The organism is Pseudarthrobacter sp. S6, assembly GCF_050156575.1.
Lineage (GTDB): Bacteria > Actinomycetota > Actinomycetes > Actinomycetales > Micrococcaceae > Arthrobacter.
The window spans coordinates 1,262,103-1,284,383 of record NZ_CP189581.1 but is presented as its reverse complement, the minus strand read 5'-3'; the positions used below and the strand labels follow the sequence as shown (position 1 = coordinate 1,284,383).

General features: G+C 64.4%; 16 protein-coding genes and 2 pseudogenes. 14 read left to right on the top strand and 4 right to left on the bottom strand.

Annotation, left to right across the window (positions count from 1 at the left end; genetic code table 11):
- Entirely contained in the window at positions 1-681 is a 681-nt protein-coding gene (locus ACQCS0_RS06260) for a class I SAM-dependent methyltransferase (protein ID WP_354153967.1), read from the top strand.
- Between the two features lie 9 nt (positions 682-690).
- Positions 691-1,209 carry a gamma carbonic anhydrase family protein gene (locus ACQCS0_RS06255; RefSeq protein ID WP_282329315.1) on the top strand — a complete coding sequence of 173 codons (519 nt, stop codon included), beginning with the start codon at positions 691-693 and terminating at the stop codon, positions 1,207-1,209.
- A gap of 9 nt (positions 1,210-1,218) precedes the next feature.
- On the opposite strand, the gene ACQCS0_RS06250 is transcribed toward ACQCS0_RS06255, so the two are convergent.
- On the bottom strand, positions 1,219-2,913 hold the full coding sequence (locus ACQCS0_RS06250; protein WP_354153968.1) for an NAD(P)/FAD-dependent oxidoreductase: 1,695 nt from the start codon (positions 2,911-2,913) through the stop codon (positions 1,219-1,221).
- Positions 2,913-4,448 (bottom strand): amino acid permease, encoded by a 1,536-nt coding sequence (locus ACQCS0_RS06245; RefSeq protein WP_354153969.1) that lies wholly within the window; start codon positions 4,446-4,448, stop codon positions 2,913-2,915. Before ACQCS0_RS06245 ends, ACQCS0_RS06250 begins: the two co-directional genes overlap by 1 nt.
- A gap of 158 nt (positions 4,449-4,606) precedes the next feature.
- On the opposite strand from ACQCS0_RS06245, the gene ACQCS0_RS06240 reads away from it, so the two are divergent.
- Positions 4,607-6,232 (top strand): PucR family transcriptional regulator, encoded by a 1,626-nt coding sequence (locus ACQCS0_RS06240; protein WP_354153970.1) that lies wholly within the window; start codon positions 4,607-4,609, stop codon positions 6,230-6,232.
- Here the strand turns inward: ACQCS0_RS06240 and ACQCS0_RS06235 are convergent.
- Positions 6,211-7,005 carry a nitrilase-related carbon-nitrogen hydrolase gene (locus ACQCS0_RS06235; protein WP_354154214.1) on the bottom strand — a complete coding sequence of 265 codons (795 nt, stop codon included), beginning with the start codon at positions 7,003-7,005 and terminating at the stop codon, positions 6,211-6,213. The genes ACQCS0_RS06240 and ACQCS0_RS06235 overlap by 22 nt on opposite strands.
- 204 nt (positions 7,006-7,209) lie before the next feature.
- On the opposite strand from ACQCS0_RS06235, the gene ACQCS0_RS06230 reads away from it, so the two are divergent.
- From ACQCS0_RS06230 to ACQCS0_RS06180, 11 genes and pseudogenes are all read left to right on the top strand, one after another.
- The gene (locus tag ACQCS0_RS06230; protein ID WP_354153971.1) at positions 7,210-8,400 is read left to right on the top strand and encodes an ROK family transcriptional regulator; all 1,191 of its coding nucleotides are present in this window, start codon (positions 7,210-7,212) and stop codon (positions 8,398-8,400) included.
- A gap of 131 nt (positions 8,401-8,531) precedes the next feature.
- Complete coding sequence (gene mmsA, locus ACQCS0_RS06225; protein ID WP_354153972.1) at positions 8,532-10,088, top strand: multiple monosaccharide ABC transporter ATP-binding protein; 1,557 nt, start codon at positions 8,532-8,534, stop codon at positions 10,086-10,088.
- A gap of 45 nt (positions 10,089-10,133) precedes the next feature.
- Positions 10,134-11,414, top strand: a complete 1,281-nt coding sequence (gene mmsB / locus ACQCS0_RS06220; RefSeq protein WP_354153973.1) for a multiple monosaccharide ABC transporter permease — start codon at positions 10,134-10,136, stop codon at positions 11,412-11,414.
- Positions 11,415-11,459: 45 nt separating this feature from the next.
- Positions 11,460-12,563 (top strand): sugar-binding protein, encoded by a 1,104-nt coding sequence (locus ACQCS0_RS06215; RefSeq protein WP_354153974.1) that lies wholly within the window; start codon positions 11,460-11,462, stop codon positions 12,561-12,563.
- A gap of 167 nt (positions 12,564-12,730) precedes the next feature.
- Positions 12,731-13,923: pseudogene (locus tag ACQCS0_RS06210) on the top strand (ABC transporter permease); the annotation flags it as partial.
- Positions 13,903-14,564, top strand: a pseudogene (locus ACQCS0_RS06205) (ABC transporter ATP-binding protein). The pseudogenes ACQCS0_RS06210 and ACQCS0_RS06205, both read left to right, overlap by 21 nt.
- Positions 14,565-14,598: 34 nt before the next feature.
- Positions 14,599-15,669 carry a Gfo/Idh/MocA family oxidoreductase gene (locus ACQCS0_RS06200; RefSeq protein WP_354153975.1) on the top strand — a complete coding sequence of 357 codons (1,071 nt, stop codon included), beginning with the start codon at positions 14,599-14,601 and terminating at the stop codon, positions 15,667-15,669.
- A 192-nt stretch (positions 15,670-15,861) separates the two neighbouring features.
- On the top strand, positions 15,862-16,770 hold the full coding sequence (locus tag ACQCS0_RS06195; RefSeq protein ID WP_354153976.1) for a hypothetical protein: 909 nt from the start codon (positions 15,862-15,864) through the stop codon (positions 16,768-16,770).
- An 87-nt stretch (positions 16,771-16,857) separates the two neighbouring features.
- The gene (locus ACQCS0_RS06190) at positions 16,858-17,808 is read left to right on the top strand and encodes a hypothetical protein (RefSeq protein WP_426940108.1); all 951 of its coding nucleotides are present in this window, start codon (positions 16,858-16,860) and stop codon (positions 17,806-17,808) included.
- Between the two features lie 266 nt (positions 17,809-18,074).
- Positions 18,075-19,289 carry a serine/threonine-protein kinase gene (locus ACQCS0_RS06185; protein WP_354153978.1) on the top strand — a complete coding sequence of 405 codons (1,215 nt, stop codon included), beginning with the start codon at positions 18,075-18,077 and terminating at the stop codon, positions 19,287-19,289.
- Positions 19,286-19,789 carry a hypothetical protein gene (locus tag ACQCS0_RS06180; RefSeq protein WP_354153979.1) on the top strand — a complete coding sequence of 168 codons (504 nt, stop codon included), beginning with the start codon at positions 19,286-19,288 and terminating at the stop codon, positions 19,787-19,789. The genes ACQCS0_RS06185 and ACQCS0_RS06180 overlap by 4 nt, the downstream gene beginning before the upstream one ends.
- 131 nt (positions 19,790-19,920) lie before the next feature.
- Here ACQCS0_RS06180 and ACQCS0_RS06175 read toward each other — a convergent pair whose 3' ends face one another.
- The gene (locus tag ACQCS0_RS06175; protein ID WP_354153980.1) at positions 19,921-22,140 is read right to left on the bottom strand and encodes an NADP-dependent isocitrate dehydrogenase; all 2,220 of its coding nucleotides are present in this window, start codon (positions 22,138-22,140) and stop codon (positions 19,921-19,923) included.
- Positions 22,141-22,281 lie beyond the last annotated feature (141 nt).

Below are 22,281 nucleotides of genomic sequence, written 5' to 3'. Positions count from 1 at the left end.
ATGGAGCCAGCTGAGGCGGCGATGAAGGAACACGGCAGCGAACAGCGTCTCGCCGAGTTCTACAACCGCCGCGCCGCGTCCGGCTGGGATCATCCCCTGTCGCCCCGGCGGGTGGAACAGCGCGGACTGTTCATCAGCCTGCTGAAATCCGAAGCCCGCCACGGCGTCCTGGAAATAGGCACGGGCACGGGACTGGACGGGCTGACGTTTGTCCAGGCCGGGATCCATTACACCGGCGTTGACCTCGCCGAGGGCCACGTCCGGCAGGCCCGGTCCAAAGGCCTCGACGTCTCGGTGGCAAGCGCCCGGAGCCTGCCGTTCGCCGATGGCACGTTTCCCGCGGTTTGGTCAATGAGCACGCTGCTGCACATCCCCGCCGCCGATATCGACGGCGTCCTGCGTGAACTGGTGCGCGTCGCGGCACCCAACGCGCCCATCGCCGTCGGCCTCTGGTCCGGTGACGACGAAGAAGGTCTGAACCCGGAGGACGACCTCGAACCCCGGCGCTTCTTCAGCCGGCGCCGCGACGAAACAGTGCGGCGGGTTTTCGGACGGCACGGCACGATCGAGGATTTTGTCACCTGGCCGGAGGGCACGGGCGAAGAATCCGGCCCGGGCGCCGGGAACTGGACGCAGCACTACCAGTTCCTGATACTCCGCACCCCTGCGCTGATGTCCTAGGCTTGGCCCATGGCTCCCCTATACGATTTCGCCGGCGAATCACCGGCCGTTCATGCATCCGCCTTCATCGCCCCGACGGCGTCGATCATCGGCAAGGCCACGCTCGCTTTGGATTCGAGCGCCTTTTATGGTGTTTCGGTCCGGGCGGACACGGCCGCCATCAGCGTCGGCGCCGGCAGTAACCTGCAGGACAACGTGGTCCTCCACGCAGATCCTGGCTTCCCCTGCACAGTCGGGGCCGGGGTCAGCGTGGGGCACGCCGCGGTGGTCCATGGCTGCACGGTGGAGGACAACTGCCTGATCGGCATGGGGGCCACGGTCCTCAACGGAGCGGTGATTGGCACAGGCTCACTCGTAGCAGCGGGCGCGGTGGTCCTGGAAGGGACGGTTGTGCCGCCCCGGTCACTCGTGGCCGGGGTCCCCGCCAAGGTACGGCGGGAACTCACCGACGAGGAGTTCGACGGCGTGCGGCAGAACGCCGTCCGGTACGTCGAACTGGCGCGGGCGCACCGGGAGCTGCACGGCTAGTCCCCACCCTTAATCCAGCGGAATAGGCCCGATGGCGTCCAGGAGTTCGCCGGGGCCCGGATTGCCCGGCGCCGAGGACCCGCCCAAATGGTTCACCACACCCCACACGGCGTTCAGGCCGGTGGTTACGGCGCCTTCGGCCCAGCCCGCGGTGAAGGACACGTCGTCACCGGCGAGGAAGATCCCACGCTGGGATTCGGGCAGTTTGTCCTGCTTGAAGTGCGTGAAGAGCCGCTGCTGGTAGCGGTAATGCCCCGGCAGGTTCGCTTTGAAGGCCCCCATGAAGTTGGGGTCCGCTTCCCAGGAAACGGTAATTGGCTGGCCCACGATGTGGCTGGCAATATCCACGTTCGGGTAAATCTGCTCCAGCGAGTGCAGCATCAGCTCAACCCGCTCGTCAGCATCCAGCGACAGCCATTTGAGCGCGTCATCATTCCACGTGTAGGACAGCAGGATCACGGCGGGCTTGTCCGGGCCGTCATCCAGGAGGTACGTGGCCCTGTTCAGCCGGTCCGTCAGGGTCATGGACAGGACCTCACGGCCGGTGTCCGGATCGGTGTCCTTCCAGAACGGCCGGTCCACCATCACAAACGTCTTGGACGACTGCATGTAGTGAGAGCGCTCGATCGCGGTCCACAGTTCGGCCGGGAACAGTGCCTCCTCGGTGTGGATTCGTGTGGACAGCAGCCACGACTGGCACGTGGTCACCACGGCAGGGTAGCTTGCCTCGCGGCCCCAGCGCTCCCGGATCCGGAGGTCGCCGTCGGCATCGCGGCTGATCTTGCCCACAGCCCCGCGGGGCGAGCCGGAGTGGAGCGACGCCAGGGACGTTCCGTCCGGCCAGTTGGCCATGCCCGACGGCGCGTGCTGCCACAGTGCCTCGGGGAGCCGTTGGGCTCCCCCGCTGATGAGCCGGTGCTGGTCATCGGCGTCGGTATAGACCACGCGGAGAATTTCAAGGATGGAATTGGGGAAGTCGGTGTCCCAGCCGCCGGTGCCGAAGCCCACCTGGCCAAAGGCCTCACGGTGCGCAAAGCCGGCTTCCTTGAAGGACTCGCTCCCGGCGATGAACCCATAGAAGGTCTGCTCGTCCATCAGCGGCAGCAGCTCGTTCCAGAGTTTCTTGATCCGGCCCGTGTCCCGGGCCCGGATGGCCTCCTGCATTTCGACGAACTTCGCTCCGTCGTTCACCGCGGCCTTCCAGGCATCGGCCACCTCGCGGAAGAACGGCGGCAGGTCCTGGGCGGTCTCGGCGTAGTATTTCTGGCCGGCCAGTTCGATCACGGTACTGGAGGTGACGGGTGCCAGCGGGTTGGGGAAATCCTGGGTGTCCAGTCCCAGCAGGTCAACGTAGTGGTAGAAGGCCCTGCCGGACACAGGGAACCGCATCCCGCCAAGATCGGCCACCACGCCGGGAGCGGACGTGAAACTGGCAGTCCGCAGGCGGCCGCCGATCTGGTCCGCTTCGTAGACAACAGGACGCAGGCCCATCTTCATCAATTCGTACGCCGTGACGAGGCCAGACAGGCCTGCCCCGACAACGGCGACTTCGGTGCCGTAAAGCTCCGGCGGAACCGCGCCGAGCCCTGCCGGGTGGGCCAGGTAGTGGTCGTAGCTGAACGGAAAATCAGGGTTCAGCATAGTGATGGGGCCAGCCTGGGTGCTGGCCGGGTCGGAAGCCGGGAGTTCGGTGGCGACGGTCATTAAAGCTCTGCCTTCGTTCGTTCGGGGGTGGACTGTGTTGAAGATTCCGGCCTGCTCAGCTCACGGTATTCCTCCAGGCTCAGCGCCGCCACCCTGGAGTTCCGGCGGCCATAGCCGAAGTAGGCCGCCAGGCCCACCAGCATCCAGATTCCGAAGGTCACCCAGGTCTCGGCCCCGAGGTTGGCCATGAGGTACGCGCACATCAGGGCGCCGAGGATCGGGGTCAGGGGGAAAAACGGCACGCGGAACGTACGCTCCAGCTCGGGCCGGGTGCGGCGCAGGTAGATCACGGCCACGTTGACCAGGGCGAAGGCGAACAGGGTTCCGATGCTCGTGGCGTCGGCCAGGGCGCCAAGCGGGACCAGCCCGGCGGTGAGGGCGACGGCGGTGCCCACCAGGAGCGTGCCCGCCGCGGGGGTGCCGGTACGGCGGGAGACGCGGCCGAAGACCTTCGGAATGAGCCCGTCGCGGGACATGGAGAGCAGGATGCGGGTCTGGCCGTACAGGACAGTCAGGACGATGCTCGCGATCGCCAGGACGGCGCCGACAGCGAAGACAAGGGCGATCCAGGGCTGGCCGGTAGTTTCCTCCAGGATCTTCACGAGGGCCGCTTCGGTGCCGTCGAACCAACCCCAGGGGCGGGCGCCAATGGCTGCGACGGCCACCAGGACGTAGATGGTGGTGACGATGACCATGGAGAGCATGATGGCGCGGGGCAGGTCGCGCTTGGGGTTGCGGGCTTCCTCGCCGGCGGTGGAGGCGGCGTCGAAGCCGATGTAGGAGAAGAAGACCCGGGATGCGGCCGCGGAGACTCCGGCGGCGCCCATCGGCAGGAGCGGTTCGAAGTTGCCCGCATTGAAAGCGGTGAAGGCCACGACGCAGAAGAAGAGGAGGATGCCCACCTTCACCACAACGATGGACGTGTTGATCCAGGCGCTTTCCCTAGCTCCGCGGACCAGCAGGATGGTTGCCAGCACCACGATGACCATGGCAGGGACATTGACCAGGCCGCCGCCGCCCGGGGGCTGGGACACGGCGTCAGGCAGGACCTGCCCGAACACTGCCAGAGCCTCGTTCACGTACTGGCCCGCGCCCACGGCAACAGCCGCGACGGAGACGGCGTACTCGAGGACCAGGCACCAGCCGCAGATCCAGGCCATGCCTTCGCCCATCGTGGCGTAGGTGTACGAATAACTGGAACCGGACACGGGGACCATGCCCGCCATTTCTGCATAAGAGACGGCTGAAAGCAGCGCGGCGAACCCGGCGATGGCGAACGAGATCCAAATGGCGGGCCCGGCCAGCGGAACAGATTCGCCGAGGATCACCAGGATGCCGGTCCCCAGGGTGGCGCCGACGCTGATCATGGTCAGCTGCAGGACCCCGAAGCTGCGGACCAGCTTCGGTCCGCCATGGCCGCTTTCCGCTTCGCTGACCATCTGTCCGATGGGCTTCCGGCGTAGCAGTTGCGCGCCCAGCCCGGGACGGCCGGCTGGACGGCCTGTGGCAGGTCCGGAGAGTGTTGGCACAGTCATCGTTGACGTCCGTTCGTGAGTAGTTGTCGGTTTCCCTCATCCAGCGTAGGGGTGTGAGCCGGATCTCAGGGATGTGCAAAGTGACCTATAGTTTTCAATCATGAGACGTAATGCACCAATCTTAGCCAGCGCCGGACACGTCGGCCAGGACTCCTTCCGTGCAGCCTGATGCCGCGGACCACCTGGATGCGGTGACCCTGGGCCAGTTTTTGGCAGCACTCCCCCGGGACCTCAGGGTCCTGCACGATGCTGGTAACTCCAGCGCTCCGTTGCGCTGGGTGGAACCCAGCGAACTGGAGGATCCCACGCCCTACCTCCTGGACGGGGAGTTCGTCCTCACGGCGGGACTGCCGTTCCTGGACGCAGGCGGCACGAAGGAGCGGGCGGAAGCGTACGTCCGGCGGCTGGTCGGCGCAGGCGTCGCCGCCTTGGGATTTGGCCTCGAGCCCTACTTCGACGACGTCCCGGACCACGTGATGTCAGCCTGCCAAACCCATCAGCTCACCCTGGTGCAGATCCCCAGCAGCGTCCCCTTCGCCGCCATCGGCTTGGAGTTCTCCCAGCTCCTGGAATCCGGAAATGCCCGGGTCTTCCGCCAGCTGGCGGAGACCAATCGGCGACTGATGCGGGCTGTGCTGTCGGCCAGGCCCGAGCACGAGCTCCTGTCCGCGTTGGCACAGCAGGTTCCGGTGTGGGCCCAGCTTTTCGGGGCGGACGGACGCGTGCGGGCCCGTGCGGCAGCGGCCGGGACCGGCGCTGCCGCCGCCGTCGAGCCTTCTGCCCTGCACCCGATACTCAAGCGGCTGCTGGCAGGCAACGGCCCGCGGGTGGAGACAGACTCGTTTCCGACGGACGGTTCGGCCTTCGTCTTCGGCCATCCCCTCCGGAGCACCAGGGACGCCACCCTCGGGGCTCTTATCCTGGGCACGGACAAGCCGCTGACCCCGGCGCAGAACAGCGTGGTGTCCTCTGTGGTGGGGCTGCTGGAACTGCTGGTGCGACAACGCACCAGCGGCTCGCTCGCCCCCAGCCAGCTGGCAACGGCACTCCTGCTGCGTCCCGAGAGCCTGGCCTCCGGATCAAGCCGGCGGCTGAACGTCCTTAGGGACCTCCTGGCCCAAAGCGTTTCCGGAACCCGGTCCGGTGCCCTGCGGGTGGTTCAGGGCGTCCGCGCGGATGTTGCGCCGACCGCGTCGGCGGACGGTCCGGTCCGGGAACTGCTGCAGTGGCGCAGGCTGTTCGACACGAAGATGGTGGAACTGACGGAATACGGGTTTGCCGCCGTCACGCGGTTCAAAGTGGACGACACGCTGCTGCACGAGGTGGAGGACCTGGGCTGGCGCCTGGTGGTGGGCGATCCCACCGAAATGGCCGGCCTTCCTGCCGCCTATCAGCGTGCGGCGTCGCTGCGATCCCGCGTCCAGGCAAGCGGAGAAAGCGTGCGCGTGGATGACGTCACGTGGTCAGTCGCGGGACTGTTGGGCCGCAGCGCCGGCACCATGCTTGCCGCCCGGCTGCTGGAACCGGTCCTGGCGCAGGAGCCTGACCGAATCAGCTCCCAGCTGTTCGTCCTGAAGTCATGGCTGGGCGAAAACGGCAATTGGGATGCCAGTGCCAAAGCCCTCGGGATGCACCGGAACAGCGTGCGGCGCCAGATCAATGCACTGGCCGAGCTGCTGGCCATGGACCTGGGCTCCGCCCAAGTGCGAGCTGAACTGTGGATTGCCCTGCAGTACGTGGACGGCCTGGAGGACGGCGGGCCTCAGATGCCCCAGGACCGGTAGAGCTCCGGGCGGCGTTCACGGAGATAGGGCACCACGTCACGGGCATTTCGGGCAGCGTCCGGATCCACCTCGGCATACAGGAGTTCGGCTCCCGGTCCCGCCGCGGCCAGCAGCGAACCGTCCGGCCCAGCGATGACGCTACCGCCCAGGAATTCGCAGCCCTCCTCGATTCCGGAGTGGTTGGCATAGGCGATGGTCAGTTGGCTCTCCAGCGCGCGGGCCCGGAGCAGGACCTGGGGGACGGTCTCGAATCCGTGCGCCAGCGCGGTGGGCACCAGGAGCAGCTCTGCTCCAGCCAGTGCCGCCGCCCTGACCGTTTCCGGAAATTCCACGTCGTAGCAGATCACCATCGACGTCCGGAAGCCATTGAAATCGACGACGGCGGGAGGCTCCTCGGCGGGGCTGAACGCCGCGCGTTCGCCATGACCGAAGAGGTGCACCTTGGCGTAGGTGAGAAGCTCAGTGCCGGTGGTGTCCACCAGCGTAGAGGTGATGTGCCAGCTGCCCCCGCCCGCGACTGACGGCAGGCTGTAGGCCAGTCCGATTCCGTGGCGGCGGGCGATCCCTGACAGCGTCTCCCTGATGGCGGGAATCCCGGAGGGGTCTAGCTCCGCACGTAGCCGCAGCGGCGCGTAGCCCACCGCAAACAGTTCCGGGGTGACCAGCACCGCTGCGCCTTCAGCAGCGGCAGCCTGGGCAGCCGCATCCAGGGCAGCGCAGTTTGCATCCACGTCCAGCACTCGGGCGTTCGCCTGCATCAGGGCCAGCAGCACCGTTTCCACCTCACATGATCGGGACGGCCGAAGGAAGTATGCGGCCGCTTTGTTCAGCCTAACCACCGGCCGTGATCGGTTCCGGGGCAGACTGCACTGGCCAAGCCTCCAAATGGACGGATCATCCCATCATTTCGTCTCATCCGGCAGGCATATTGCGTTAACTTCTTGACTACAAGGGTGAAGTAGGGCAATCTTCTCTTCATGTCCGCCACACCGCGCTCGACGAGGAGCAAGCCAAAGAATCCGGGATCCCAGTCAGCCCTCCGGCAACTGAACCAGCAACGGATCATCGAGACCCTCATGAGCGGCCCGTCCACGCAGGCCGAGCTTGCGCGCCAGACCGGACTGTCCACTGCAACTGTGTCCAACATCGTCAAAATCATGCAGGATGCGGGCCTGGCGTCAACCGAACCGATCACCAGCTCCGGGCGCCGGGCGCTCAACGTGAGACTCAACAGCAACGGCGCGGTCGCTGTGGGTATTGACTTCGGCAGGCGGCATCTCCGAGTGGTCCTGGCGTCCCTGAGCTACCACGTGATCGCCGAAGAATCCGTCCTGCTCCCCTTGGGCCACCAGGCCGAGGAAGGCATCCAGGCGGCTGTTGCACTGCTGGATAAACTGCTGGAGCAAAGCGGCGTGGACCGGAGCCTGGTGGTAGGTGCCGGCGTCGGAATCCCGGGACCCATCGACCGCCGGACCGGCACCGTCGCACAGGGCGCCATCCTCCCGGAATGGGTGGGCATTAACATCCTTCAACACCTGGAGGACACCCTCAAAATCCCCATCTTTGTCGACAACGACGCCAATCTCGGCGCCTGGTCGGAGGTCACGTGGGGGCCGCATACGGGGGTCAGCAACCTGATGTTCCTCAAGATCGGTTCCGGCATCGGAGCCGGCCTGATCCTCAACGGGGCCCCTTACTACGGCACAGTGGGCATCACCGGGGAAATCGGCCATGCCACCATCCATGAACACGGTCTCGTGTGCCGTTGCGGCAACCGCGGCTGCCTGGAAACCATCGCCTCCACCACCACCATGATCGAGCTCCTCGGCCGCGGGGAAGATCCGCCCCTCACGCCTGCGGACATCGTCCGGAAGGCCCTGGCACGCGACTCCGCGACACTGCGCGTGGTGGACGATGCAGGCCTGGCAGTTGGGCGCGCCCTGGGCAACGTAGCGAACCTGATCAACCCTGAAGTCATCGTGGTGGGAGGCCCGCTCGCGGGCCTGGGTGAGCTGCTGCTCGCCCCCATTCGACGGGGGCTGATCCGGCATGCAGTACCGGTGATCGGCGAGACCACCACACTGACGATGTCCTCACTCGGGGACCGCGCGGAGGCTTTGGGAGCAGCCGCGCTGGTGTTCCAGTACGCCGGCATCCGGCGAATGTAGCCGTTTCGTTATCCGCATAATTGCGTTAAAGACTTGACGATAACGGGTGTGATCCAGTTTACTTTTTCATCAGACGCCCCTGCGCTTTGCGGGGCGGACAAAGAAGTCATGCATTGGAGGCGTAAGGGCAAATGACGTCCCAGACCACGCACAGTCACCCGGTCATCTTGGAGATGCGTTCCATCACCAAGGAATTTCCCGGTGTCAAGGCATTGTCGGAAGTGAGCCTCCGGGTCAAAGCCGGCGAGATTCACGCTATCTGCGGCGAAAATGGCGCCGGCAAATCCACGCTGATGAAGGTGCTTTCGGGCGTCTACCCGTACGGCAGCTACGACGGCGACATCGTGTACCAGAACGAAGTCCAGCAGTTCAAGGACATCCGGGCCAGTGAGGCGTCCGGCATCGTGATCATCCACCAGGAGCTGGCCCTGATCCCGGAGCTCTCCATCATGGAGAACATCTTCCTGGGCAACGAACCCACCAAGCGCGGCGTGATCAACTGGACGGAGGCGCGCCTCCGTTCCACCGAACTTCTGGCCCGAGTAGGCCTGCGCGAAAACCCGGACACCCCCATCAAGGAGATCGGCGTCGGCAAGCAGCAGCTGGTGGAGATCGCCAAGTCGCTGAACAAGTCGGTCAAGATCCTCATTCTGGACGAGCCAACCGCTGCACTGAACGAATCCGATTCCCAGCACCTCCTGGACCTGATGCTGGGCCTCAAGGGCAAGGGCATCACCTCGATCATCATTTCCCACAAGCTCAACGAGATCGAACAGATCGCCGATTCCATCACCATCATCCGGGATGGCAAGGCGATCGAAACCCTCGATGTCAAGGCCGACGGCGTCGATGAGGACCGCATCATCAAGGGCATGGTGGGCCGCGCCTTGGAGTCCCGCTTTCCCGACCACACACCTCAGATCGGCGAGGTGTTCTTCGAGGTCAAGGACTGGACCGTGGGCCACCCCGCCATCCAGGACAGGCTCGTCTGCAAGGGTTCCAACTTCTTCGTCCGCCGCGGCGAGATCGTTGGCTTTGCCGGGCTGATGGGTGCCGGCCGCACCGAGCTCGCCCGTTCCGTTTTCGGCCGGTCCTACGGGCGGTTCATCGACGGGCACACCTACAAAGACGGCAAGGAAGTCAGCCTCAAGAGCGTTCGCCAGGCCATCGACGCCGGACTCGGCTACGTGACTGAGGACCGCAAGTCCCTGGGGCTGAACCTTCTCGATGACATCAAGACCACTACCGTCTCGGCCAACCTGAAGAAAATCAGCCACCACACCGTGGTGGACACGAATGCGGAGTTCACGGTGGCGGAGCAGTACCGCAAGTCGCTGCGGACCAAGACTCCGTCCGTGGAGGAAGGGGTGGCCAAGCTCTCCGGCGGCAATCAGCAGAAGGTGGTCCTCGCCAAATGGATGTTCACGGACCCGGACCTGCTGATCCTGGATGAACCGACACGCGGGATCGATGTGGGTGCCAAATACGAGATCTACGGCATCATCCAGCAGCTCGCCAACCAGGGCAAGGGCGTCATCGTCATCTCTTCCGAACTGCCCGAGCTGCTGGGACTTTCCGACCGTATCTACACCATCTTCGAAGGTGCCATCACCGGAGTCCTGAACAAAGACGACGCAAGCCAGGAAAGCCTGATGAAACTCATGACGTCTGCCCGTAAATCCGCCTGACCCTCTGGAATCCTCCAGATCCTTCCAGAAACAAGGACTGAAACAATGAACGCGCTCAAGAAGCTCTTCGGCGGAAACACCCGCCAATTCGGGATGATCTTCGCCCTGGTCGCACTGATCATCTTTTTCCAGATCACCACAGAGGGCCGCACGCTCACGTCGGGCAATGTCATCAACCTCTTCAATGGAAACTCCTACATCCTGATCCTCGCGATCGGCATGGTCCTGGTCATCATTGCCGGGCACATTGACCTCTCAGTCGGATCCGTCGCCGCGTTCGTCGGCGTTTCAGTGGCCTTGGCCATGCGCGACTGGGGCATCCCCTGGTACGCCGGCGTGCTGCTGGGCCTGCTGCTGGGAGCACTCATCGGTGCCTGGCAAGGGATATGGACGGCGTATGTTGGCATCCCGGCGTTCATCGTCACGCTGGCAGGCATGCTGCTGTTCCGCGGCTTCAACCAGTTCGTAGGCAAGTCCAACACCATCCCGGTACCAACAGACTTCCAGTTCCTCGGCTCCGGCTATCTCCCGGAAGTCGGACCAAAAACCGGCTACAACAACCTGACACTCCTGATCGGCCTCGCGGGCGCCGCCTTCGTGATCGTCAGCGAAATCCGCCGCCGCCGTACCGCCAAGGCCCTCGGCGCGGAAGTGCCCGAAACCTGGGTGGTTGTCCTGAAGCTGGTCCTGGTCTGCGCCGCCATCCTGTACGCCACATACCTCTTCGCAACGGGCCGTCCCGGCACCTCGTTCCCCATCCCCGGACTGATCCTCGCCGTGCTGGTGGTGATCTACGGGTTCGTCTCCGCCAAAACGGTGGTGGGTCGGCATGTCTACGCCGTAGGCGGTAACCGCCACGCAGCCGAGCTGTCCGGCGTCCAGTCCAAGAAGGTTAACTTCCTGGTCATGATGAACATGTCCATCCTGGCCGGCCTGGCCGGCATGATCTTCGTAGGCCGGTCCACCGCTTCGGGCCCGTTCGACGGCGTCGGCTGGGAACTGGACGCCATCGCTGCAGTCTTCATCGGCGGCGCCGCCGTGACTGGCGGCGTGGGCACGGTGATCGGCTCCATCATCGGTGGCCTGGTGATGGCTGTGCTGAACAACGGCCTGCAGCTCCTCGGCGTCGGCGCTGACCTCACCCAGATCATCAAGGGCCTGGTCCTGCTCATCGCCGTCGCGTTCGACGTCTACAACAAGACCCAGGGAAAGAGGTCCCTTATAGGCATGATGACCAAGAACTTCACTCGCAACGCTGGTCCTTCCAACCCCCTCCAGCCCGACGAAACCACCTCCACCAAGGAAGCGATCGCCAGGGAAGTCTGAGCGTTAGCCTTTCGATTCACACCACCAAAAGAAAGAGAATCAGCAATGCGAATGATTGGTAAAGCAGGAAAGGCTGCAGCTGTTGCTGCAATAGCGGCACTGGCACTGACAGCCTGCGGCCGCGCCGACACCGGCACCAGCAGCAGCAGCAGCGGCAGCGGCAGCGGCGGCTTCGACCAGAGCTCCTCCATCGGCGTCGCACTTCCCCAGAAGACCAGCGAAAACTGGGTCCTGGCGGAAAAACTGTTCAATGACGGACTCTCCAGTGCCGGCTTCAAGGCGGACGTGCAGTTCGCCAACGGTGGCGTCTCTGAACAGCAGAACCAGATCAGTGCCATGATCACCAAGGGCGCCAAGGTCATCATTGTCGGTGCCATCGACGGCGCCCAGCTGGGTACCCAGCTGCAGCAGGCCAAGGACTCCGGCGCCACGATCATTGCCTATGACCGGCTCTTGCTCAACACCGCGAACGTGGACTACTACGTGGCCTACGACAACTTCAAGGTGGGTGTACTGCAGGGCCAGGCGCTGCTGGACGGAATGAAGGCTAAAAAGCCCACGGGCCCGTACAACATCGAGCTCTTCGCCGGATCCCCGGATGATGCCAACGCGAAGGTCTTCTTCGACGGCGCCATGAGCATCCTCAAGCCCAAGATCGACGACGGCACCCTCAAAGTGGTTTCGGGCCAGACAACCTTCGAACAGGCCGTCACCCAGGGCTGGAAGGCAGAGAACGCCCAGCGCCGCGCTGACACCCTGCTGACGGGCAGCTACACCACCGCAAGCCTTGACGGCGTCCTGTCCCCGAACGACACCCTGGCCCGCGCAGTCCTGACCTCAGTCAAGGCCGCCGGCAAGCCGTTGCCGATCATCACCGGCCAGGACTCGGAAGTTGAATCCGTCAAGTCCATCCTTGCCGGCGAGCAGTACTCCACCATCAACAAGGACACCCGCAAGCTCGTTGAGCACGCGATCACCATGGTTAAGGACCTGCAGGCAGGCAAGACGCCTGAGGTCAACGACACCAAGTCCTACAACAACACGGTGAAGACCGTCCCTGCCTTCCTGCTGCCGCCGGTCATCGTGACCGCCGCCAACGTGAAGACGGCCTACGTGGACGATCCGGTACTTGGCCCGCTGACCAAGTAGGCACTGCCGCACCACCGAAAGGCGGCCATCCCCACGAGGGGGTGGCCGCCTTTCGCATTTCCAGCCTCACAGCCCAACCACAGCTTCGGCCGGATGTCCGCACAGGCCCCGGCGGCAGAGTAGGACCAGTTGCCGGCCCCTCTCCGGCCCCGATCCTAGGGAGTACAGTGAGCGTCCCTGCCCGGAGTGTTGGCAATGCCTTCAGAAACAAAGTCCGAACAGCTGCGGTGGTAGCAGTTCTGGCGGTCGCCATCGGGCTTGCCCTGGCCATGCTGGTGGCCAACCAGGCCGTCGGCGCAAAAGTCCAGGAGCTGAATGCTTCCGTGGGCACGGTCCTGACCGTCAACCCCGCTGGCGGACAGGGGTTCGACGGCGGCGGCGAACCACTGACATCAGCGCAGGCCGCAACCGCGGCGGCGGTACCGAACGTAGCGGCCGTCGTCGGAACCAAAGCGCTCCGGCTCACTCACGCGACAGATGCTACGGCGCAGGCTGCCGCTGGCACCCAGGGCGGACCAGGCGGAGGCCAGGGCGGACCCGGCGGGCAGAACACAACGGCCGTGACCACCAGCCTGACCGCCGCGTCCACCAACGCCCTGCTGGGAACCAGCCTGGCGGAAAAGAACAATTTCACCGTGGGCTCAACCTCACTGTCAAGGACCAGACCTTCACGGTGGCCGGACTTTTTGACTCGGGCACAGCGATCGGAAATAACGCACTGTACCTGACCCTCCCTACGGCGCAGACCCTGGCGGCGCTTCCGGATGAGCTGTCCTCCATGATCGTCACGGTCAACAGCATGGACAACGTGGACTCCGCCAAGACCGCCCTGCAGAATGCGCTCGGTACGGACAAGGCCGACGTAACCCAGGGCCAAAGCCTGACCACAGCTGTCAGCTCGCTGGACAGCGTCAAGAACATCTCCTTTATCGCCTTCGTAGCTGCCCTGGCAACCGCCGGCCTGATCATGGTCATGCTGGTCCGCGAGCGCCGGCGCGAAATTGGTGTCCTCAAAGCCATCGGCGCCCCCAACCGCACCATCGGCCTGCAGTTCGTCTTGGAGGCCCTGGTGCTCGTGGCCATGGGCAGCGCAGTAGGCGCCGGCGTCGCCTCCTTGCCAGCGGCGGCATCGCGTCCGCGCTGATCAGCTCCAACACGACGACGGCGGCAGCCACCACCAGGCGCGCCGCACGTACTGGCGCGGCTGGCTTCCGGCGGCGCGGGTTTCCCGGGCGGCGCTGGTCTTCCCTCCGGGGGCCCCTTCGCCTGCGCTTCCCCGCTAGTGACGTCCGTCACCGCCAGCGCCTCCCCCGGTGTCATCGCGGCCGGCATTGCGGCGGTGTTCGGCGTGGCCGTCATCACCATCAAGCCGGTCAAGGATGTCAGTTTTTTCTGGAGCAGGGCACTACGGCCTCCATCGTCGGCAAAAGCGGCAGCGGCAAGAGCACACTGTTGTCCCTCCTGGGTGCGCTGGACAAACCCACCAGCGGAGACGTCGTGGTCAACGGCGTGAGCCTGGCGGGCATGCCGGACGGCAAGCTGACGGAGTACCGGCGCCGGGATATCGGGTTCCTCTTCCAGCAGTTCAACCTGATCCCGAATCTTTCCGCTATGGACAACGTCATGCTGCCCATGGAGTTCGCGGGTGTGCGCAAAGCGGAACGGCGGCAGCGGGCCAGGGACCTCCTGGAGCAGGTGCAGCTGGATACGGAGAAGCAGGTGCGGCGCATCAATCGGCTGTCCGGCGGCGAGCAGCAGCGCGTGGCCATTGCGCGGGCGCTGGCGAACGAACCCAAGCTGATCCTGGCTGACGAACCCACCGGCAACCTCGATGAGCAGACGGGTGACCACATCGTCGAACTTCTCAGCTCGCTCAGCCGTGACCACAACACCACCATCCTCGGGGTCACGCACGACAAGGCGTTGGCATACAAGACGGACCGCCGCTTCAGGCTCAAGAAGGGCAGGCTGACGGAAGAACCGGCGCGCGCCTTGGTCTGACGCCCGGACTGGTCTGAATGAGAGGATGGGCACCATGAGTGCGCCCATTGCCACACCGTGGCTGTCCAGCCAGTCCGATCCGGATCCCCGGTCTGCCACCGGAAAACGCCTGCGGTGGGGCGTCGTAGCCACCGGCGGGATCGCGCGGTCAGTATCGCAGGACCTGGCACTGCTCCCAGACGCCGAGCTCTATGCCGTCAGTTCCCGCTCACAGGGAACTGCGGAGAGTTTCGCGGCCGATTACGGTTTCGCCAAGGCCTACGGGGACGACGACGGCGTGCCCGGTTACCAGCGGCTGCTCGCCGATGGCTCGGTGGACGTTGTCTACGTCGCCACGCCGCACGCCCAGCACCACCAGATTGTGCTCGCTGCGCTCAATGCGGGCAAGCACGTCCTGTGCGAAAAGGCATTCACCATCAACGGCAGGGAAGCGAGTGAGCTCGTCGCGCTTGCCCGGGAGCGGAAACTCTTCCTGATGGAGGCCGTGTGGTCCCGCTTCCTCCCGGGCATGCAGCGGGCGTTCGAGATTGCCGCGTCCGGGGAGCTCGGGGACGTGCACTGGGTGACCGCTGACCTGGGCTTTCCCGCGCCCTATTCCTCGACGTCCAGGCTGTGGGCCAGGCAGGATGGTGGCGGCGCCCTCCTGGACATCTCGGTCTACCCGCTGCTGTGGGCGCTGGGTACGCTGGGTTTCCCGCAGACGGTCAGTGCCACCGGCTGCATTAATGACGACGGCGTGGACGCCCAGAATGCTCTGACGCTCGGCTACAACCATGGGGCCCAGGCCCAGCTGACGTCCTCGCTCCTGGCCTACGGTCCGCGGACGGCCACCGTGGCGGGCAGCCTGGGCTACCTCCAGAGCGTCAGTTCAATCAACAATCCGCGGGAACTCGTGATCGGCATCGGCCGGGAAGGGCTGCGCACGGAAACGTTCGACGTGGTTGGCATCGGCTATACCTACGAACTGCGCGAAGTGACCCGCTGCATCCAACAGGGTCTGGCCGAGAGCCCGGTCATGCTGCTGGAGGATTCCATCAAGACCATGCGGCTCTTTGACAGCGTGCGCAGGCAGCTGGGCGTCAGCTACCCGAATGATGCCCACTGAATTACCGGAATCGTCCCGTTTCGGGGCCGTGACTTTTTTGTAAACAGGATTGACACTCGCCATTCGGTTATCGATGGATGAGTGACAATTAGTAAGTATGCTGGATTTATTTTCCGTTCCCCTAGACTTGCTCCACGCCGGAGTCTTACGCTCATGAAATCGTAGGTCTCAACGGTACTGGGGGTGGTACGCATGGCTAAAGTTCGATCGCCGTGGCGTGCGCTCCGGCCGCTGCTCCTCGCAGGTGCGGTAACCGCTACCTGGCTGACACTTTCCGCGTCCGCCGCAACGGCAGACACTTCGAGGGATTCCGGGTCCCTTCAGGGCAGCGTGAATTCATCGGTTTCGTCCCTGACCGCGCCGTTGACCGGTGCCGTCCCTACCATTCTTGAAGCCGCTCCGCCTGCTCCTTCACCCACCGGACTCCTGCAACCCGGAGTGGGCATTGTGGCGGGCACAGCGGATCAGCTTATTGCCGCGGTCCCTGTGATCAATATCGTGGTTCCGGCGGGCACCGTCACGGCCGTGGCCGTCCCGGTTGCTGCAGTGGTGGATACCGCTGCAGATGACCTGATTGACACAGTCGCCCTCCCCCTCACCGACGCGGCACCGGTTCTTGAGCCGGTTCTGAAACCCGTAGTGGACCTGGTAAAGGTGACCGTTCTGTCCGCACCGGTCACACTGCCCGGGCTGGTGCCCCTTGAAGAGATTGCCGTTGCCGGCGAGATCTTGGCGGTTACGGACGCCGCTGCAGCAGGGCACGTCACACCTGATGCCGTCACGAACTCCCCCGGCTCTGCCGACAACTTGCTCGCCGTCACGGGAACGTCGTCGCTGCCGGTTCCCGCCCGCGCAGACATGCACTCAGTCCCAGCGGAAAGCCCTTGGACCACGGATCCTTCCACGCCTGCGACTCCGGCCCCGGCAGGACCTGTTTCGGGCGCAGGGAGCGGCGCCTCGCCCTCCGGCGCCTCAGGCTCTGCTGCCTCCCTGGACGAGTCCAGTTTCAACGTGCCGCTCTTAGGGGTCTTCCCCATCAGCGGATCACCAGACCATGCCCCGTCAGCGGTGTCATTCGACCCCGGTTCCTCTCCTGACTAGTTGAGCCCTCCTGCCCTTCTTCATGGGCAGAACACGGCCTCAAGGCGCTAACCAGCGCCCCAAATCAACTTCTCAGGAGAGAACATCATGAATTGCAACCTTCGCAGGGGGCTGCTCAGCACCCTCTTTGCCGGCGGGCTACTGGCCTTCGGCGCCACCGCAGCCAGCGCCGCGGACACAACGAACGGACCGGACCTTTCCGCATCCGCCCTGGTCTCAGCGGCGGCCTCCGTTGACACGACGTCGTTGGGTCTGCTGGGCGGCCCAACGCAATCGGGTACAGCGGATGTCGCTGCTGCAGTCGACGCCAATTTTGGACTCAGCGACGGCCTTCTTGGCAGCACTGACGGCAGCGGAACCGACACGACTACCGCTGACGTAGCCGCGGCAGCCGACGTAAATCTCGGAGACACCCTCCTCGGCGGCACCAACGGCAGCGAAACCACCGCCGACGTAGCTGCAGTGGTCGACGCCAACCTCGGCGGCACCAACGGCAGCGAAACCACCGCCGACGTAGCTGCAGTGGTCGACGCCAACCTCGGCGGCACCAACGGCAGCGAAACCACCGCCGTTGACGTAGGTCTGGGCCTGGACACGTCCGGTGTCCTTGATGATGTGAATGTTGGTCTTGATGCATGCGTCATCATCGGCGGTGGAACCGACGGCTGTGGAACCCCGGGTACTGAAACCCCCGGTACGGAAACGCCCGGCAATGACACCACAGACCAGGGAACCGGCATAACAGGTGGCACGGACATTACGGACCCGGGAACCGGCACAACGGGTGGCACGGACGCTAGGGACCCGGGCACCGGAACCTCCGGCACTACGGGATCTGACACGACTGGCATCACCGTTCTTCCCGCCGGCAACACCACGGGTTCGGTATCTGCCGCGGTGAACACCACGGGCAGCACCCCGGGCCAGGGCGGCGCCACCATGCTGGCCAAGACGGGCATGGATGCTTCCCTGATCCCGCTCGCCCTTATCCTGCTGCTTGCCGGACTGCTGATGCGCAAGCGGCGCCGGAAGGCCTAAGCGGGCTCCGCACTCAGCGGACTGTGACGCCTAAGACCGTATACACACCGGCTCCGCCGTTCGCGGCATAGCCAGCTTTCCAATAGGAGGTGGCCACCGGAGAACTCAACTACCAGCAGTAGTCCTTGTGGCCCGAAGGCCCGGCTGAAAGTCCCAATCACTCCTCAGCCGGGCCGTCGGCGTGCCGACAGACGGCTTAACGGATGCCCTACCGGCCGGTATTATTGGGGAAGAATAGTGCCGCAGCGCACCGGGAGGAACTGGTCATGGTGGCGGATTCGCCTAGCTCCATTAAGAATGAAGTGCTCGGCGGACGCTATCGGCTGGCGGACATTGTCGGCCGCGGCGGCATGTCCACCGTCTACCGCGCCCGGGACGAGAACCTGGGCCGGGATGTCGCCCTGAAGCTCTTTGCCCCACAGGCGCCTGATGACAATGAGCTCAAGCGCCAGGAAGCCGAAATCCAACTGCTGGCAACGCTCAACCATCCCAGCCTGGTCACGCTGTTCGACGCAGGGATCGATACGCGCGTCCTGGACGAACCTCGCCCGTTCCTGACCATGGAACTTGTGGAGGGGCAGGACCTCCGCAGCCGGATCAGGCATAGTGCAGTTCCCTTGGACGAGCTTGCAGTCATCGGGGCAGGCGTTGCTGACGCACTGACCTACGTGCACAGCCTGGGGATCATCCACCGTGACATCAAGCCCGGGAACATCCTGCTGGTGCAGATCCGCCCGGGCGAACCTTTGCGGCCCAAACTCACGGATTTTGGCATCGCCAGGATGGCGGATTCAGCCCGGCTGACCGCCACGGGAACTATGGTGGGCACGGCCGCCTACCTCAGTCCGGAGCAGGCCATGGGGTCCCCGTTGTCGCCCGCCACTGACATCTACTCGCTGGGTCTGGTTCTCCTGGAATGCGTCAAGCAGACCGTTGAGTTCCCGGGCAGTGCCGTTGAATCCGCAGTGGCCAGGTTGCACCGGACGCCGGAGATCCCTGCTGACCTTCCGGCGGAGTGGGCTGATCTGATCCGTTCCATGACCGCCATCGAACCGATGGAACGTCCCGTCGCGGCCGACGTTGAATCCGTTCTGCGTCAGGCCCTGGTGTCACCCGTGTCAGCACCGGGCGAGCTTGAACCGGAGACAACCCGGGTACTCCCGGCAATGCCGTTCAGGCCACCGTCCATCGCCATCACCGCTGAATCCGACCTGCCGGTGGTCCTGGCAAGCAGCACACAAAGGGACGTCACCCGCCGTTCCAACCCGCACAGCCGGGTCCCGGATTTGTCCCGTCTTCGCCACAACGGAAGGCGGTTCTGGACAGTCATCGCGTTGGGCGTTCTCTCCGCTGGAGCAGCCGTAACGGCGCTGACCTTCAGTCTGGCACCTGAGCCAACGCCCGACGTCGTTCCTTACCCCGCCGTCACCGGCACTTTGGGCGACCACCTCAAGGAACTTCAGGAGAGCGTGAAACCATGAGCAGTGCCCAGAATCACTGCTGGCCTTCTGCGGCAGCCCAGGGCCTCACTGTTGCCACAGCCGTTCTGCTGGCCGTTTCGTTGGCAGCGTGCGGCCCGGCTGAGACCGGCCTGGAACGTGATTCCGCCCGCCAACTCCAGGAACGGGTCCTCCGCGTCAGCCAGGCTGCCGCCGCCAACGACCTTTCCGGTGGGCTGGCGGCCCTGGAGAGCCTCGAGGCCGATCTCGCGTCCGCTGTAGGGAGCGGAGGGGTTACGGAGGAACGCCGGCGCAGCATCACCACGGCCGCTGCCGCTGTCCGCGCAGACCTGACAGCGGCCAAGGCCGAAGCCGACGCCGCAGCAGCAGCGAAGGCTGCAGCGGACGCGGACGCGGCCGCGGCACAAAAGAAGGCAGAAGCGGATGCCGCTGCGGCTGAGGCCGCTAAGGTGGCCACGGCACCGGCATCTCCGTCATCCGATGAAGGCAAGGGAAATAAAGGCAAGGGCAAGGACAACTAAGGTCATACGGCGTGGACGGTTATTAACCCATCCATGTATTAACCCATCCATGCTTCATCCCGTACGAACAAAAAGACCAAAAAGCGGCGCCCAGGTTCCCTGGGGCGCCGCCTCTTAGGGTTCGGTACCGATTAGCCCAGAGTCGCAATAACCTTGTTCAGAGTCGCAGACGGACGCATCACGGCTGAGGCCTTGGCCTCATCCGGACGGTAGTAACCGCCTACGTCCACCGCTGAGCCCTGCACCGCGGCCAGTTCGCCGACGATAGTCTCCTCGCTGGACGCAAGCTCCTTGGCCACAGCCGCGAACGATGCCGCCAGTTCCGTGTCCTCGGTCTGCTTGGCCAGTTCCTCGGCCCAGTAGCGTGCGAGGAAGTAGTGGCTGCCACGGTTGTCCAGTTCGCCGGCGCGGCGGCTCGGGGACTTGTTTTCCAGCAGGAAGGTTCCTGTCGCCTTGTCCAAGGTGTCTGCCAGGACCTGCGCGCGGGCATTGTCCGTGGTAGTGGCCAGGTGTTCGAAGCTTACGGCCAGAGCCAGGAATTCACCCAGGCTGTCCCAGCGCAGGTGGTTTTCCTTGAGTAGCTGCTGGACGTGCTTGGGGGCCGATCCGCCGGCCCCGGTCTCGAAGAGTCCGCCACCGTTCATCAGCGGAACAACCGAGAGCATCTTGGCACTGGTGCCCAGTTCCAGGATGGGGAACAGGTCCGTGAGGTAGTCGCGCAGTACGTTGCCGGAGACGGAGATGGTGTCTTCGCCCTTGCGAATGCGTTCCAGGGTGAAGGCCGTTGCCTTCACCGGAGACATGATTTCGATCTGCAAACCCTCGGTGCCATGGTCCTTGAGGTATTCGTTAACCTTGGCGATGAGGTTGCTGTCGTGCGCGCGGGTCTCGTCCAGCCAGAACACTGCGGGCGTCTTGGAGGCGCGGGCGCGGGTGACGGCAAGCTTGACCCAGTCGCGGATGGGGGCATCCTTGGTCTGGCAGGCGCGCCAGATGTCACTAGGGGCAACCTCGTGTTCGATCAGCACAGCACCGGAGCCGTCCACGATCTGCACCGTCCCGGCTTCCTGGATCTCGAACGTCTTGTCATGGCTGCCGTATTCTTCGGCGGCCTGGGCCATCAGGCCCACGTTCGGGACGGTGCCCATGGTGGTGGGGTCAAAGGCGCCGTGGGCGCGGCAGTCGTCCAAAACAACCTGGTAGATGCCGGCGTAGGAGCTGTCCGGAAGGACCGCCAGGGTGTCGGCTTCCTGGCCTTCCGGGCCCCACATGTGGCCGGAGGAGCGGATCATGGCGGGCATGGAAGCATCCACGATGATGTCGGAGGGAACGTTCAGGCTGGTGATGCCCTTGTCCGAGTCCACCATGGCCAGGGCGGGACCGTCGTCGAGGCCCTTCTGAATGAGCGCATTCACACCTGCACGGACGTCCTCCGGCAGCTCCTCGAGGCCGCTCAGGATGGCGGCCAGGCCGTTGTTGGCGCTCAGGCCGGCAGCGGTGAGCTGCTTGCCGTAGGTCTCGAACAGTTCGGAGAAATAGGCCTTCACGACGTGGCCGAAGATGATGGGGTCCGAGACCTTCATCATGGTGGCCTTCAGGTGCGCGGAGAACAGGACGCCCTCTTCCTTGGCACGGGCTACCTGGGCTGCCAGGAACTCGTCCAGCGCCGCGGCGCGCATGACTGTGCCGTCGATGACTTCGCCGGCCAGCACGGGGAAGTCCTTCTTCAGGACCTTGACCGAGCCATCTTCGCGGACCAGCTGGATGGCGATGGTTCCGTCGGCCCCGATGACCACGGACTTCTCGTTCGCGCGGAAGTCGTCAGCGGTCATGGTGGCGACGTTGGTCTTGGAATCCGCGGACCAGGCACCCATGGAGTGCGGGTTCTGGCGGGCGTAGTTCTTCACGGACAGCGGCGCACGGCGGTCCGAGTTTCCCTCGCGCAGGACCGGGTTCACAGCGGAGCCCTTGATCTTGTCGTAGCGGGAGCGGACGGCCGTTTCTTCGTCGGAGGAGGGGTTGTCCGGGTAGTCGGGCAGGCTGTAGCCCTGGCCCTGGAGCTCGGCGATGGCGGCCTTCAGCTGCGGGATGGAAGCGCTGATATTGGGCAGCTTGATGATGTTGGCATCCGGCGTCTTTGCCAGTTCACCGAGTTCAGCAAGGGCGTCGCCGATCTGCTGGTCCGGGGTGAGGTAGTCACCGAACACGGAGATGATGCGGCCTGCGAGCGAAATGTCACGGGTCTCCACCTCCACACCTGCGGTCGAAGCAAACGCCTCGATGATCGGCAAGAACGAATAAGTAGCCAGCATCGGCGCTTCGTCGGTGTGGGTATAGATAATCTTGGACATGCGCGGGCGTCTCCCTGGAGGTCGGCTGATTTTTGGAAATTTGTTCTATTTCACCTCCCTTAACTTACCCGAGGACAGGGCTTTGGACCCTACCCGCAGCCGTAGGCGCCGCTCCGTCACTGCCGGATTACAGCGTTGGAA